Genomic DNA, 14,589 nt, shown 5'->3' on the forward strand with positions numbered 1-14,589 from the left:
CCCTGCCTTTTCAAGGGATTATATCGCGAAGTTACTTCGCCGGCTCAGTCTTGTTCAGAACCTGCGAAATGGTCGATTTAACCACGCGGACTTTGACTCCCTCGGCGATTTCGACTTCGATCTCGTTATCGCCTTCTTTGACCTTGGCCACTTTACCAATCAGCCCACCCTGGGTAACGACCTGATCGCCCCGGCGCACGGCCTCGACCATGGCTTGATGTTCCTTCATTTTCTTCTGCTGCGGACGGATCAGCAGGAAATACATGATCGCAAAAATCAGGATCAGCGGGAGAAACTGGGCGATTGCGCCACCTTCCATGGGACATTCCTTTTGGTTTGGTACTGCGAAAATGCTCCGCAAATTTTGCGAGAACCTATTCTCTGAACCACCTGTTTGCAAGGAATGGCAGCACAGGTTTTTACAATGATTGGCTCATAATGATCAAAGAAATACGCCGGGGTCGCAGATCGGTCCTTTGATCCGGGCTCGGCTGGGATATAGTTGGCCGGCAGGAGGACCGATGATTCAATTAATCCAAACGCTTGGCACGCTTTCGCGCATCTGGTTCACGCTTGTCTGGATTATGTTCAGCACAGCGATGGCGCTAGCACAGGATGCGCCAATCGAAACGCCTGAAACCTCTGAACAATCAGAGAATTTCAAAGCGCCGGTCATCATCGACGGCGAAAGCCTGTTTTTCCTGCGCGGATCCAGCGCCCTGCCCGCGCCCGAACGGGCCGAGACCGTTCAGAACAACATTATTCAAGTGGCCCTGTCCTCGGAAAATCCCGAAGTTACTATCACTTATGAGGATACGGAACTGGGCACGCGTATTCTGGTTGATGGCGTGCCGGTATCGACGGTCACCGTCGCCGATGCCGAAATGGACCAGATGGAGCTGGACGTCATCACTTATCTCCATGGCTCGGCCATCCATGATGCGATTGTCGCTTACCGCGCAAACCGAACCGAACAGGCGCGTGTATCCGGCGCGCTTGAGGCTTTGGGCTGGACGCTGGGGTTTGCCGTATTCATCGCCTTTATTCTGTGGCTGCACCGGCGCATCAGACGGCGTACGCTGAAATTCGTATCGCGCCATCTGAAGGACGTGGAAACGGCAACAGCCAAAAGCGTTCAAGCCGAAGCCATTGCAGCCCTCGTCAGTTACGGTCTGAACTTCATATTGCTGGTCGTCTTCTTTCTGGGCTTTTACTACTACCTGTCTTTTGTTCTGCTTTCCTTTGCCGAAACCCGGTATTTCGCTCAGCTGTTGCTGACCTATCTGACCGAACCGGTTCTGCTGATCTTCAAAGGAGTGGTCAGCTATATCCCCAACCTTATCATGCTGGCGCTGATCGCCTGGTTGGCGATGTATATCATCAAAGGGATGCGCGTGTTCTTTGACGCGGTCGAGGCCGGCACATTCGAACTGGGCGATTTTGAAAGCCATTGGGTAAACCCGACATTCAACATTGCCCGCGTTTTGGTCATCCTGATCGCATTGGTGTTTGCAGTACCCTATATCCCAGGCTCGGATTCCGCAGCGTTTCAGGGGCTGACTATTCTGGTGGGTGCGATGCTATCGCTTGGCGCGAATTCGGTGGTCTCCAACATGCTGGCTGGGCTGTTTGTGATCTACCGCCGCTCAACCTCGATCGGCGATCGCATCCAGATCGGCGACCACATCGGCGACGTTGTACGGATCAAGCTGATGGAGACCCACCTGAAGTCGATCAAGAACGAGTTGATCTCGATCCCAAATGCGCAGTTGATGAATTCGGATGTGATCAACTTTTCAAAGAAAACAGATGGTAGCGGGCTGTTGCTGCATACGACTGTTGGTATCGGCTATGAGGAGCCTACGGAGAAGGTCGAAGCGATGCTGATCGAAGCCGCGCGCCGGACAAAGGCAATCAAGGCAAAGCCAGAACCATTCGTTTTGTGGACCGCTCTGGCCGACTATGCGATCAATTATCAGATCAACGGCTATACTACGCGGGGCAGCATCATCCCGAAAATTCGGTCAGACCTGCATCGCAATATTGTGGCTGTGTTCAATGAGAACAATGTGCAGATTATGACCCCGTCTTACATCGCCGATCCACCCGAGCCGAAAATCCCCACTGAAGGCTGGGATGGCCATCTGGCACATGAAGCACACGAGGGAACGGATAAGTCGTAACCGGTGCTACACCCTGCCTTTCATATGGTGCATAAGCAGGTTCAGTGATTCACGCATTTAAGGACCTGAACCATGCACGACATCCGCGCCATACGCGAAAACCCAGCCGCTTTCGACGCCGCCCTTGCGCGCCGTGGGGACGCGCCGGTGTCGTCGGACCTGTTGCGCCTGGACGAAAGCCGCCGTGCCAAGATTCTGGCCGCCGAAACCGCTCAGGCCGAGCAGAACAAAGCCTCTAAAGAGGTGGGCGCGGCCAAGGGGCGTGGCGATGAGGTCGAGTTCGAGCGCTTGCGCGCGCTGGTCGCCGAGAAAAAGGCCGAGATTGCCCAGATGCAGACCGAGGCCAAGGATCTGGACGCCCTTCTGACCGATCAACTGATCCGCATCGCCAACCTGCCCGCCGAAGATGTGCCCGAAGGCGCGGATGAAAACGACAATGTCGAAGTCAACCGCTGGGGCACTCCGCCCACACTGGATTTTGCGCCCAAAGAGCATTTTGAGATCGAAGCCGTCCAGACCGGTATGGATTTTGAGACCGCCGCGAAACTGTCCGGCTCGCGTTTTGTGCTGCTGTCCGGTGGCGTAGCCCGCATTCACCGCGCATTGGCACAGTTCATGCTGGACACACATATCAACGAAAACGAACTGACCGAGGTCAACGGCCCGGTTCTGGTTCTGTCCGAAATGATGCAGGGCACCGGGCAACTGCCGAAGTTTGGCGAGGACAGCTATCAGACCCGTGAAGGCTGGTGGCTGATCCCAACCTCCGAAGTGTCGCTGACCAATATCGTCAATGAAACGCTGATCGAAGAAAGCTATCTGCCTCGCCGCTATACCGCGCATTCCCTGTGCTTCCGGTCCGAGGCTGGCAGCGCTGGCAGAGACACCCGTGGGATGCTGCGCCAGCACCAGTTCGAAAAGGTCGAGATGGTCTCGGTCACCCATCCGGACAAATCGGACGACGAACAAAAACGCATGCTGCGCTGTGCCGAGGGTATTCTGGAAAAGCTGGGCATCCCCTATCGCACCGTGATCCTGTGTACGGGCGACATGGGCTTTGGCGCGCGCCGTACCTATGACATCGAGGCGTGGTTGCCCGGACAGGATACCTATCGCGAGATCAGTTCGGTCTCGACTTGTGGTGATTTTCAGGCCCGCCGCATGAACGCGCGGTTCCGCCCCGAAGCGGGTGGCAAACCGGAATACGTCCATACACTGAACGGCTCCGGTCTAGCTGTCGGCCGTTGCCTGATCGCCGTGCTGGAAAATGGTCAGAACGCCGATGGTACCGTGACCTTGCCCAAGGTTCTGGCCCCCTATCTTGGCGGTAAACTGACCTTACAGCGGGACGGCACACTGGCATAAGAAAACCGGCGCTAACCAACTGCGCCGGTCCTGAGAAAATCAAAAGGCGGAGGAGGTCTACTTCTTCGCCTTTTTCTTATCTTTTTTCTTACTCTTCTTCTTGCCGACTTTCTCTTTGGCGTCCTGTTTCTTTTGATCTTTTTTCTTGTCGTCCTTTTTGGACTTTTTATCCTTTTTGGCTTTGGCTTTCACCTTGTCCTTTGCCTTTGAGAATGCGGCCTCCATTTCCAGCAGTTTTTTGGCAGCTTTCTCAGCCTTGGCTTTTGCCTTGGCCTTTTTTCGCGCTTTGGCTTCAGCAGCGGCTTTCTCTTCAGCAGCCTTCTGGGCGGATTCCTCAGCCCGCTTGCGGGCGGCAGCAATAACGCCCTTACGAGCAGCTGGGCGCTTGGTTGCCGCGCGCGCAGTCGTGGTTTTGGCTGAAACAGCTGCTTTCGCCGCCGCTATAAGAACCGGTGCCCGTGCCACACCAATGCGGGGAACTTTGACGAGCTCTGCGGGTTTCGCGCTCGCAAGGTCTTCTGCGGTCTTGAAGCCATTGGCAATCAACGCTTGCCCAAGCGCCTCGCCTACACCCTTTACATCGGTCACTGCGGTCATCAGAGTTCCTTTCCTTCTCACATCGGGCCGGAATACCGGCTAGCTGCTACGGACCAGCCCCCGGGATTGATCTTTGGGCGGGAAAGGCACAAGCCGTTTAGTGTCCTCATCCCACAGTTTCAGATTCAAAGCCGCTACCGCCTCGGGGAATTTGATCCGACGCGGCGTATACTCGGACGGCAGGTTATAGTGGCATTCCCGCAGCCGGTAAGACGGGATGCGCGCGTTGAAGTGGTGTATGTCGTGCAATGTGATGCAGGCCACCGCATTATCAAACCACCAGCCGAAATCCAGCGCCGACGACCCCTGCAGCGCAGCCAATTTCGGATCCAGATCTGGGCGACGGTCCCAGTATGTGTCTTCGAAATTATGCTGAAGATAGACTAGGAAAACTCCCAACATCCCGCCAAGGAAGGAAAAGGCCACCCAAACCAAAATACCGGTCGCACCGGCGATCAGATACAGCAGGCCCAGGAATATCAGGATCGACAGGTTGTGCAGCAGCACGCCTTTGACGCCGAACCGCACCGTATTCTTGGGCCAGCGGTAGCGAATGAAATAAGTAAACAGTGCTCCGACCGGTACCAGCACAAACGGGTTGCGGTATAGGCGATAATACAGCCGCGACCACCAGTTCGCCGCATTCCATTCCCGCACGGTCATGGTATGAATTTCGCCGGTCTCACGATGTTCCAGATTGCCGATGCCGGAATGATGCAGGTTGTGGTTTTGCTTCATCACTTCGAATGGAGCGAAAGTGAACGGGGAAAGCCCATGCCCTGCCCATTCATTCTGTGCAAGCGTTACAAATAGCGAATGATGCCCGCAATCGTGCTGCAGCACGTAAAGGCGAACAGCGGAAAACGCGAAAACCACCCCGGCAGGCATCATGACGTACCAGCGGTCCACATAGATGATGGCTAATGCCAACGATGAGAAATAGACCGCGAAAGTCCCAAAGTAGCTGATCGCGGCCAATCCATTGTCCTGAACCGCGTATTGACGTGTGTATTCTCTCAAATCCATTCCGTCGGCTCCCCACAATGGCCCGTTGCAATGTGATTCTAAAAATGGGTGCGGTCTTCCCGCAAACAAGCGACACGCTTGGAAACAAAAGCGCGCCAGCGAATGCTAGCGCGCCATCAAAGGGCTGTCACGCCCCGAGATGAAAAATGCAACAGATTGGCGCAGTTACGCGCGTCCCTTCAAATGTTTGGCCAAGGCACCTGCGTTTTTCTTACGCCGTCCCTTATAAGGGTTCTTGTCTCCCTGTCCGCGCAAGGTCAGTCGGATGGGGGTCCCGGGCATATCGAAACTCTCACGCAGGCCGTTGACCAGATAACGGTTATAGCTTTCAGGCATCTTGTCGGGGTGCGAACACATAACCACGAATCCAGGGGGGCGGGTTTTGGCCTGAGTCATATACCGCAGCTTGATCCGGCGACCCTGCGGCGCTGGCGGCGGGTGCTGTTCCAGCATTGCGATCAACCAACGGTTCAAAGCAGCAGTCGGCACACGGCGGTTCCAGATATCATGGGCGCGTAGGATAGCAGCACGCAGGCGCTCAAGCCCCCGCCCTGTTTTGGCGGAAACCGTGACCAGTGGCGCGCCGCGCAACTGCGGCAGAAGACGTTCGAACGATTCTTTCAGATCGCGCAGTTTTTCCTGCTTGTCCTCTTCGATATCCCATTTGTTAATGGCGACAACGACGGCTCGGCCCTCGCGTTCGGCCAGATCCGCGATGCGCAGATCCTGCTGTTCAAACGGAATCGCCGCATCCAGCAACACCACCACAACCTCGGCAAATTTTACTGCACGCAAACCATCCGATACAGAAAGCTTCTCTAGTTTTTCCTGTACCTTGGCTTTTTTGCGCATCCCCGCAGTATCGAAGATCCGCATCGGTGTGCTTTCACCCTCGGGGTCGGCCCAGTCGATCCGCAGGCTGATTGCATCGCGTGTGATCCCAGCCTCGGGTCCGGTCAACAAGCGATCTTCGCCAACGATCTTGTTGATCAGGGTGGATTTTCCGGCATTCGGGCGACCAACAACGGCAACTTGCAACGGCTTGGCGTCGGTGATCAACGGGGTTACGGCTTCGCCGTCTTCATCAAGCTCGATATCAGTTTCGGGCGCTTCTTCGATCGCTTTTTCCGCAGCAGCATCCGCCAGAGGCATCAGATGTGCGTAAAGATCGGTCATCCCCTCGCCATGTTCACCCGACAGGCGGACCGGCTCGCCCAAACCCAGATTATAAGCTTCGAGCACACCGGCATCAGCCGCCGAACCTTCGGCTTTGTTGGCCGCAAGGATCACGTGTTTCGATCGTTTGCGCAGAATCTCGGCAAACATCTCATCTGTGGGCGTCAACCCCACACGCGCGTCGATCATGAACAGGCACACATCAGCCATGTCCACGGCGCGCTCGGTCAGGCGTCGCATCCGGCCTTCAAGGCTGTCGTCTGTCGCATCCTCAAGACCCGCCGTATCAATAACGGTAAAGCGCAGATCGCCCAGACGCGCTTCGCCTTCGCGCAAATCGCGCGTAACACCTGGCTGGTCGTCGACCAATGCCAGTCGTTTGCCGACGAGGCGGTTGAACAAAGTGGATTTGCCCACATTGGGGCGCCCCACGATAGCGAGGGTCAGGGACATGTTACTCAACTTTCAAGACTCAGACGCGCCCTTTAGCGCATCTTGTCGTCAACGGAAAGCGTGCAGTTCACCTTTGGTCGAAACGACGTACAAGGTTTGCCCGGCAACAACTGGCGCCGTAGTGGCACCGCCGGGAACCTCGACGCGGTGAACCAGCGTGCCGTCGAGCGGGTTATAGAACCTTAGATAACCATCGTTCGATGCAACAACGATACGCCCACCGGCCATGATCGGCCCGTAATGCGCATAGATTGCGCCACGCCGACCAGGCTTGTCCTTGACGAATCCAGGCAAGTCCTGCGCCCACACAATCGAGCCATCCGAGGCATCCAGACGCACCAACTGACTGCGGTCACTAATCAGGAAGATGCTGTTTCCAGCCGGCCAAACCGTATCAACGGCGCCTTCATCCGCGGTCCATCTCCGCTCACCCGAAGTGGAATCGAATGCCACGGTGCGGCCCGAATGGTTGCCGATATAGATGGTATCGCCGACCACCATCGGGCCGCCTGTTACGTCAACGATCTGCGCTGCGGCGCGCCCGCGACGCCCACCAGCAACCGACGCGTTCCAGCGGCGAATACCACCTCTGCGGAACGTTGCAGCTATATCGCCCGAGCCAAATGCAAACACCGAAAAATCCGAGGCAATCACCGGCGCAGGCGCACCCAACACATTGCCAACGCTGGGGGTGCCCTGAACCTGCCAGAGGATGCGCCCATCTTTTGTATCAATCGTCCATCCGGTTTCATCTCCGGCAACAAGATACAGCAGGCCATCATTTATCAGAGGTGAGCCGCTGCCCGTAGCATTCAGGCGCTTTTGCCAACGAATGGCACCGGTTTTGCCATCCAGAGCGGTCAGGCGACCAAAACCAGAAGACACATAAAGAACGCCATTGGCATAGGCCAATCCACCGCCAGTTGCATCTGAATCCCCGTCGGTGCCAGGGATTAGATCTGTACTCCAGGCAACCTGCCCCTGCGGTGAGACCGCTGAAACGGTCGCTCCGGAATCCAGCGTGTAGACCAAACCACCTGCAACGACCGGCTCGGCCGTGATGCGCTGCTTGCGCGAATCTCCATCACCGATCGACGTTGACCACAGTTTCTGTGGAGTATTACGCAAAGAGGCATTTGTCGTCCGATACGCCGCGGTTCCCGGGCTTTGTGACCAGTTGGCATTGGCCGTCTGGGCAGGAAGGCTGATCGGCTTGGCCCCCTGGGTCTCAACCGTTTCATTGTCGGATGTGGGTCGGATGTCCTCACGAGCTCCGGGCAGGATGACCTCGGGCTCCTGACAAGCCGCCAGCAATGTCAGGGAAACAACCGCGACCGGCAACCCAATACGGGGGAAGAGACTAATCACCATGATACTCCGAACTTGCCTGTCATTTATTTTCTACCGGTTCAGCTTTGCCGTGCGACCAGCGGTTCCGGTTCACCACCCAGCGCAACAATCAACTGTGTTGCGCGTTGCTGCAGATCTACGCCGATTTCAGCGTCCTGCCGCATTGCCTGCAAACGGGAAATGGCGGCATCGACTTGACCTTCGGACACTTCGATCAGTGCCAGTTGCTCCTCTGCCAGCAACCGCAATGGGGCTCCCGGCACGGCCAGCGCTTCGAATTGCTGACGCCGGTCTGCTACCGGCATTGTCTCGCTTTGCAGCAGCAATGCCTTGAAGGTCGCGATGGCCCGGTAAATTTCAGGCAGATCACCCTGAACCGCAATGGCGTTCAGACTCTCAACAGCGCCCTGCCCGGACTCAATTTCGGTCTGCGAGGCAGAAAGCAGCATCTTTACAATCGCATCTCCACCGGGTGTTGGTGCAGGTACCAAGGCAAGATCATCGGCACGATCGGCGGACTCATTCTGTGCCATAGCGGCCAGAATCGCATCTCCCAGATCCTGTGCCTGACTGGTTGCGCGCGCCTTGCGTAGTTCGTTGAACGCGGCACCACCAACGATCAGAACAACCGCCACTACGCCAACCCAACCCCAACGGCGCAAAAGCAAGAACAGACGGTCGCGGCGCACCTCTTCGGTCACCTCATCAATGAAACTGTCGACGTCGCTCATCCCTGCTCCCCGGGCTTGTGTTCTGTGATATTGGGCAATGTCATACCCCGCTGCCATTGCCAAGCCAAGGGTACGATTTCATACAATTCCCCCACCTGCGGATACCCTTGCAGAAAAAAGTGAACCGAACTATTCAGTTTAGTGTGGAAAAGATGAGGCCAAGCCCCCATTTCTAAGCATGCGCGCCGAGGGACAGTCGGCAAAGAATTCTGGGAGAGACCCTGTATGCGTTTGATTTCATTCGTAAACGCCTTTTTGGTGATTGTTGCCTTGTTCTATTTGGTATTCGAAAGGGATGCATTATTAGCATTCGCCGGCCGCGATGATTCAAACCCGGGCACTACGTCCGAGGCAGAATCTTCTGAAATTCCCGCGGAGGATCGGCACGTAATCCGTGTGGTTGCACAGCGCTCTGTCGCCCGCGAAGTAGACAGTGCAGTGACTCTGCGTGGACAAACCAGAGCAAACCGCGAGGTCGAAGTTCTGGCCGAAACGACGTCAACTGTCGTATCAGAACCCAAGCGCAAGGGCAGTTTTGTCGAAGCCGGTGATTTGTTATGTGAGCTGGATCCAGGCACCCGTCCGGCAAGCCTGGCCGAAGCAACAGCCGCCAAGCTTGAAGCCAAAAGCCGGGTGCCCGAAGCCGAAGCGCGTCTGCTGGAGGCACATGCGCGCGTAGCCGAAGCCGAAATCAACTTGAAAGCCGCACGAAAGCTATCAGAGACCGGTTTTGGGTCGGAAACCCGCAGGATTTCCAGCGAGGCAGAAATGAGTACAGCCCAGGCTGGTATCAAAAGCGCCGAAGCCGGGCTGGAAGCAACACGTGCCGGTATCGAAGCGGCATCAGCCGAAGTCGAGGCCGCCGAACGTGAAATCGAACGCCAGACGATCGAAGCTCCATTCAAGGGTCTGTTAGAAAGTGACACAGCTGAGCTTGGAAGCCTTATGCAACCAGGGTCGCTGTGTGCGACTGTGATCCAGTTGGACCCAATCAAGTTGGTCGGGTTTGTTCCCGAGGCAGATGTAAACCGGATCATCGTAGGGTCCGAGGCTTCGGCCCAGCTGATCTCGGGGCTTCAGGTCTCTGGGCGGGTCACATTCCTTAGCCGGTCGGCCGATGAGACCACCCGGACCTTTGAGGTCGAGATTACCGTTCCTAACCCCGACCTGACAATTCGGGACGGTCAGACTGCGGACATCCGAATCTCGGCTGAAGGGACCAAGGCACATCTGCTGCCTCAGTCCGCACTGACGCTGAATAACGATGGCAAAGTTGGTGTACGGACCGTTGGAAATGGGAACATTGTGGATTTCCTGCCGGTCACTTTGTTGCGCGACACCTCCGAGGGTGTCTGGGTCGACGGGTTGCCGGAAACGGCGGACATCATCATTGTCGGGCAAGAATTCGTGACTCGCGGCGTGATGGTTGAGCCAACTTATCGGGATGCAGTGCAATGACCGGAATAGTAAGCTGGGCCGCTGGCCGAGCCCGAATGGTTCTGGCATTTATCGCGATTTCCTTGATCGTAGGTGGATACGCCTATGTTGGCCTGCCGAAAGAAGGTGAGCCGGATATCGAAATCCCTGCGCTTTTCGTCTCGGTTCAGTTCCCCGGCATTTCCGCTGAAGACTCGGAAAACCTGCTGGTCAAGCCGATGGAAACCGAGCTGGCTGATCTGGACGGTCTCAAAGAAATGACGTCGACGGCTGCCGAAGGCTATGCCGGTGTCGCGCTGGAGTTCGATTTTGGATGGGACAAGACGGCGATCATGGCCGATGTCCGCGACGCCATGAACAGTGCCCAGGCCGATTTTCCTGAAGGGGCTGAGCAATATACCCTGACCGAGATCAACTTTTCTGAATTCCCGATTGTGATTGTCAATCTGACCGGGGCTGTTCCTGAAAGAACAATGGCCCGTGTCGCCAAAGATTTGCAGGATGATCTGGAAGCATTGGATTCCGTGCTTGAGGCAGGGATAGCTGGCAATCGAGACGAATTGCTAGAGGTGATCATCGACCCGCTGCGGCTGGAAGCGTATAACGTTACCGCCGCCGAGCTGATCAATGTTGTTCAGAACAACAACCAGCTGATCGCCGCTGGTGAGGTGGAAACCGATCAAGGCACCTTCTCGGTCAAGATCCCTTCGTCTTTCAAGACCGCCCAAGACGTGTATGACCTACCCGTCAAGGTCAATGGCGACCGCGTCGTGACCATGGGCGAGCTGGCGCAAATCAACTATACTTTCGAAGATCGCGAAGGCACCGCCCGCTTCAACGGCGAGGCCACCGTGGCACTGCAGGTCGTCAAACGCAAAGGCTATAACCTGATCGACACGGTCGACGAGGTCAAAGCCTCTATCGCAGCGGCCCAATCCAAATGGCCAGCCGAGATGCAGGCGGCGATCAAACTGGGCACCTCGAACGACCAGAGCCGGATCGTAGGGTCGATGGTCAGCCAGCTTGAGGGTTCGGTTCTTACCGCTATTGCGCTGGTTATGATTGTCATTCTGGCCTCGCTTGGGACCCGTGCCGCCCTGCTGGTGGGTTTTGCGATTCCAACCTCATTCCTGCTGTGCTTTGCATTCCTTGCGGTGATGGGGGTCAGCATTTCGAACATCGTCATGTTCGGTTTGATTCTTGCGGTCGGAATGCTGGTCGACGGGGCCATCGTGGTGGTCGAATATGCCGACAAGCGGATCAACGAGGGCGTGGGTCCCATGCATGCCTATGTCGAAGCCGCACAACGGATGTTCTGGCCGATCGTATCCTCGACAGCTACGACATTATGCGCCTTTTTGCCTATGCTCTTTTGGCCCGGCGTTCCGGGCGAATTCATGGGGATGCTGCCAGTTACGCTGATATTCGTTTTGTCGGCGTCGTTGATCGTTGCATTGATCTACCTGCCCGTGATGGGCGGCGTTTCCGGCCGCCTCAGCCGCGTGTTTGACCGGTCGTCGAACTGGCTGAGGGCGCGAACAGCCTGGTGGGTTCGGGCAGCGATGGTTCCCCCGTCGTTATACCTGATCTTCCTGGGGGCGATGCAGACACTGAACCCGAATTACCTGGTCGATTCAGGTAGTTCGGTTCTTGGAATGATCCTGTTCATGCTAGGTGCGTTTGCCGGGTCGGTCACCCTGAGCGCGACAAAAATCGAACGCGCCCCGGTTGAGCATGTGCAGACCAGCCGCGAACACACACGCTTTGGGCATGTGGTGAAATTCCTTGTGGGCAACCCGATCATGCCGATTGTATCAATTGTGGTGATTGGCCTTGCTGTAGCTTCAGTCATGACCGCATTTGGGAAAAACAACCGCGGTGTTGAATTCTTCGTTGAAAGCGAACCAGAGCAGGCCACGGCCTATGTCCGTGCGCGCGGCAATATCTCTTTGGCCGAAAAAGACCAGATGGTACTCGCCGCAGAAGAGATTATCAGTGCGCACCCGGCTGTTATCAACGTCTTTGCATTCGCTGGTGAAGGTGGTTTGGACACCGGTGGACCTGGTGGCCAATCCCCGGCGGATACCGTTGGTCAGGTTCAGTTCGAAATCATCCCTTGGGAAGACAGACCGAACGTCTCGGAACCGATTTTCGGAGGATTGTTAGACCGGCACACAGTGGCGCCAGACTATGACGGCGACTATGTTCTTGAAGAGTTGAACAGGGAGCTTGCGCAGCTACCGGGGATCATCGTTGAGACCTTGCCGCTTGAGCAAGGGCCAGGCTCTTCCAAACCTGTCCATCTGCGGATCAAGGCGGATGGCTGGCAAGAGCTGACATCAGCCACCCTGGCCGCGCGTGAGGTATTCGACGCCACCCCGGGCCTTATCAAGATCGAGGACACGCTGCCCTTGCCCGGCATCGACTGGCAGATTGACGTTGATGTCGCCAAAGCAGGCCGATTTGGCGCAGACGTAGCCACCGTCGGTGCGATGGTACAGCTTGTTACGCGTGGCCTTTTGCTGGGCGAAATGCGCCCGGACAACGTGGATGATGAAATCGAAATCCGTGTTCGCCTGCCTGATCAGGATCGTGTCTTGTCAACGCTTGACACGCTCAAGGTCCGCACGGTCGATGGTTTGGTGCCACTGTCCAACTTTGTCTCGCGCAAACCAGTCGCCAAACTGGCCGAAATCAACCGTGTCGATCAGGAACGTTATTTTGACGTGAAGGCGGATGTTGAGCCCGGCCTGAGCAATGTTGTGGTCACAGGACCGGATGGGGCCGATCAAAGACTGGCAGTGGTGCGTGAACTCGCAGAGGATGAAAGCCCCACAGCTACCGCATTGGCATTTCCCGATGGCACTCAGTTCGAACTGATAATGCTGACCGAGGCAGAAAGTATCGATGCTTTGCGCACGCTGATCGAATCCGGTGACGCGCGCACCAGTCTGATTAACCCAAACGAACGGATTGTTGTGTTGACTGAATGGCTGGAAACCGATCCTTTTGGCAGTTCCGTCAGCTGGACATGGACAGGTGATCAGGAGGATCAGGCCGAATCCGGGGCGTTTCTTGTGAATGCCTTTATGGGCGCGTTGGGGCTGATGTTCGTTATTCTGCTCGCGCAGTTCAACTCGTTCTACAATTCGATCCTGGTTCTGCTGGCCGTGGTACTGTCCACTACAGGTGTTCTGATTGGTATGATGGTGATGCAACAGCCCTTCTCGATCATCATGACAGGAACGGGTATTGTGGCTCTGGCGGGGATCGTGGTGAACAACAACATTGTTCTGATCGACACCTATCAGGAATATAGCCAGTACATGCCAAGGATCGAGGCGATCATACGCACTGCCGAGGCACGCATTCGTCCGGTTCTGTTGACCACACTCACCACGATGGCTGGCCTTACCCCGATGATGTTCGGGCTGTCGCTGGACTTTATCAACGGCGGGTATTCGATCAACAGCCCCACAGCGCTGTGGTGGAAACAGCTGGCAACCGCAGTTGTCTTTGGCCTTGGTATCGCGACGGTACTGACGCTGATCGTGACGCCTTCGCTTTTGGCTATGCGAGTCTGGGTGACAACCTATGCCATCTGGTTGGGTAAGATTTTGGCTCGCGCCACAGCGGGAAAATCCAGCCAGGTGGCGCTGGATATGGCCATCGGTAAAGCCGCGATGAATGCTCAGGCAACCGAAATGGTCTGGGATGATGAGCTGCGTACCGACGATCCGAGCGCTGACAGTTCCGGGAAAGAACCGACCGGTTCACCGCTGAAAGCAGCCGAATAAAGAGCAACAGGGTTGGGCAATCCAGCCCTGTTTTACTCGCGCGTCCAGGTTTGATGCGCACAAATGTGATGTTCACACCCTTTGACCATCAGAGTGTCACCCTTCAGCGTCATTTGCGGAACTGCATCAACATCCACTAACGGCACCCAGAATTCACCCCCGCCATATTTACCACCGCCTTGGCTGCCGACATCCCAGAACAGTTTCTTTCCGATATTCGGCGTCTGTACTGCTTTTCCGCTGGCGTCATATGCAGATAAAATCTGACCACAGAACTTGTCACCGCAGGCTGTAATTTTGATGTCAGAGACGAGGTTCTTCCGGTCCGGCTCGGTCTTCCAAATTCCGATGATGGGGTCTCCAAGCGCATAGACCGGTGTAAGTGTGGCAACTGCCGCTATGGCTGGCACAATGAACTTGCGGAAATATCTATGCATAACAAAACCTCAGATGAGTGATCTGTAGTGTAACATA

At 56.0% G+C, this 14,589-nt stretch carries 11 protein-coding genes; 4 read left to right on the top strand and 7 right to left on the bottom strand.

All coding sequences use genetic code 11. The features are described from left to right. Positions 1-31 precede the first annotated feature (31 nt). The gene (yajC, locus tag AC2FLB_RS02925) at positions 32-319 is read right to left on the bottom strand and encodes a preprotein translocase subunit YajC (protein ID WP_142633080.1); all 288 of its coding nucleotides are present in this window, start codon (positions 317-319) and stop codon (positions 32-34) included. Between the two features lie 202 nt (positions 320-521). Between yajC and AC2FLB_RS02930 the strand changes: the two genes are divergently transcribed. Next, positions 522-2,183 carry a mechanosensitive ion channel family protein gene (locus AC2FLB_RS02930; RefSeq protein ID WP_496692363.1) on the top strand — a complete coding sequence of 554 codons (1,662 nt, stop codon included), beginning with the start codon at positions 522-524 and terminating at the stop codon, positions 2,181-2,183. Positions 2,184-2,255: 72 nt separating this feature from the next. Then, entirely contained in the window at positions 2,256-3,548 is a 1,293-nt protein-coding gene (gene serS, locus AC2FLB_RS02935; protein WP_496692364.1) for a serine--tRNA ligase, read from the top strand. Positions 3,549-3,605: 57 nt separating this feature from the next. Here serS and AC2FLB_RS02940 read toward each other — a convergent pair whose 3' ends face one another. The 5 genes from AC2FLB_RS02940 to AC2FLB_RS02960 form a co-directional block, all read right to left on the bottom strand. After that, on the bottom strand, positions 3,606-4,145 hold the full coding sequence (locus AC2FLB_RS02940) for a helix-hairpin-helix domain-containing protein (protein ID WP_496708576.1): 540 nt from the start codon (positions 4,143-4,145) through the stop codon (positions 3,606-3,608). 39 nt (positions 4,146-4,184) lie between these two features. Next, positions 4,185-5,171 (bottom strand): fatty acid desaturase, encoded by a 987-nt coding sequence (locus AC2FLB_RS02945; RefSeq protein WP_496708577.1) that lies wholly within the window; start codon positions 5,169-5,171, stop codon positions 4,185-4,187. 165 nt (positions 5,172-5,336) lie between these two features. Next, positions 5,337-6,800, bottom strand: coding sequence for a ribosome biogenesis GTPase Der (der, locus tag AC2FLB_RS02950; protein WP_496708578.1), 1,464 nt, complete (start codon positions 6,798-6,800; stop codon positions 5,337-5,339). A gap of 48 nt (positions 6,801-6,848) precedes the next feature. Beyond that, complete coding sequence (locus AC2FLB_RS02955) at positions 6,849-8,171, bottom strand: PQQ-like beta-propeller repeat protein (protein WP_496708579.1); 1,323 nt, start codon at positions 8,169-8,171, stop codon at positions 6,849-6,851. A gap of 38 nt (positions 8,172-8,209) precedes the next feature. Next, positions 8,210-8,881 (bottom strand): hypothetical protein, encoded by a 672-nt coding sequence (locus AC2FLB_RS02960; protein ID WP_142633066.1) that lies wholly within the window; start codon positions 8,879-8,881, stop codon positions 8,210-8,212. Positions 8,882-9,106: 225 nt separating this feature from the next. Between AC2FLB_RS02960 and AC2FLB_RS02965 the strand changes: the two genes are divergently transcribed. Together AC2FLB_RS02965 and AC2FLB_RS02970 are read left to right on the top strand one after the other, a co-directional pair. Continuing rightward, entirely contained in the window at positions 9,107-10,339 is a 1,233-nt protein-coding gene (locus tag AC2FLB_RS02965) for an efflux RND transporter periplasmic adaptor subunit (protein WP_496708580.1), read from the top strand. Continuing rightward, positions 10,336-14,115 carry an efflux RND transporter permease subunit gene (locus AC2FLB_RS02970; protein WP_496708581.1) on the top strand — a complete coding sequence of 1,260 codons (3,780 nt, stop codon included), beginning with the start codon at positions 10,336-10,338 and terminating at the stop codon, positions 14,113-14,115. Before AC2FLB_RS02965 ends, AC2FLB_RS02970 begins: the two co-directional genes overlap by 4 nt. 32 nt (positions 14,116-14,147) lie before the next feature. Here the strand turns inward: AC2FLB_RS02970 and AC2FLB_RS02975 are convergent, their stop codons facing one another. After that, the gene (locus AC2FLB_RS02975) at positions 14,148-14,552 is read right to left on the bottom strand and encodes a DUF2147 domain-containing protein (RefSeq protein ID WP_496708582.1); all 405 of its coding nucleotides are present in this window, start codon (positions 14,550-14,552) and stop codon (positions 14,148-14,150) included. Positions 14,553-14,589: the final 37 nt, after the last annotated feature.

It is taken from the genome of Ruegeria sp. CDSA236, assembly GCF_059611285.1.

What these genes read in the sequence shown, in the direction of transcription:
- serS (WP_496692364.1), top strand. Translation starts at nt 2,256, where the DNA reads ATGCACGACATCCGCGCCATACGCGAAAACCCAGCCGCTTTCGACGCC.
- AC2FLB_RS02930 (WP_496692363.1), top strand. Translation starts at nt 522, where the DNA reads ATGATTCAATTAATCCAAACGCTTGGCACGCTTTCGCGCATCTGGTTC.
- AC2FLB_RS02940 (WP_496708576.1), bottom strand. Translation starts at nt 4,145, where the DNA reads ATGACCGCAGTGACCGATGTAAAGGGTGTAGGCGAGGCGCTTGGGCAA.
- AC2FLB_RS02970 (WP_496708581.1), top strand. Translation starts at nt 10,336, where the DNA reads ATGACCGGAATAGTAAGCTGGGCCGCTGGCCGAGCCCGAATGGTTCTG.
- yajC (WP_142633080.1), bottom strand. Translation starts at nt 319, where the DNA reads ATGGAAGGTGGCGCAATCGCCCAGTTTCTCCCGCTGATCCTGATTTTT.
- AC2FLB_RS02955 (WP_496708579.1), bottom strand. Translation starts at nt 8,171, where the DNA reads ATGGTGATTAGTCTCTTCCCCCGTATTGGGTTGCCGGTCGCGGTTGTT.
- AC2FLB_RS02965 (WP_496708580.1), top strand. Translation starts at nt 9,107, where the DNA reads ATGCGTTTGATTTCATTCGTAAACGCCTTTTTGGTGATTGTTGCCTTG.
- AC2FLB_RS02975 (WP_496708582.1), bottom strand. Translation starts at nt 14,552, where the DNA reads ATGCATAGATATTTCCGCAAGTTCATTGTGCCAGCCATAGCGGCAGTT.
- AC2FLB_RS02945 (WP_496708577.1), bottom strand. Translation starts at nt 5,171, where the DNA reads ATGGATTTGAGAGAATACACACGTCAATACGCGGTTCAGGACAATGGA.
- der (WP_496708578.1), bottom strand. Translation starts at nt 6,800, where the DNA reads ATGTCCCTGACCCTCGCTATCGTGGGGCGCCCCAATGTGGGCAAATCC.
- AC2FLB_RS02960 (WP_142633066.1), bottom strand. Translation starts at nt 8,881, where the DNA reads ATGAGCGACGTCGACAGTTTCATTGATGAGGTGACCGAAGAGGTGCGC.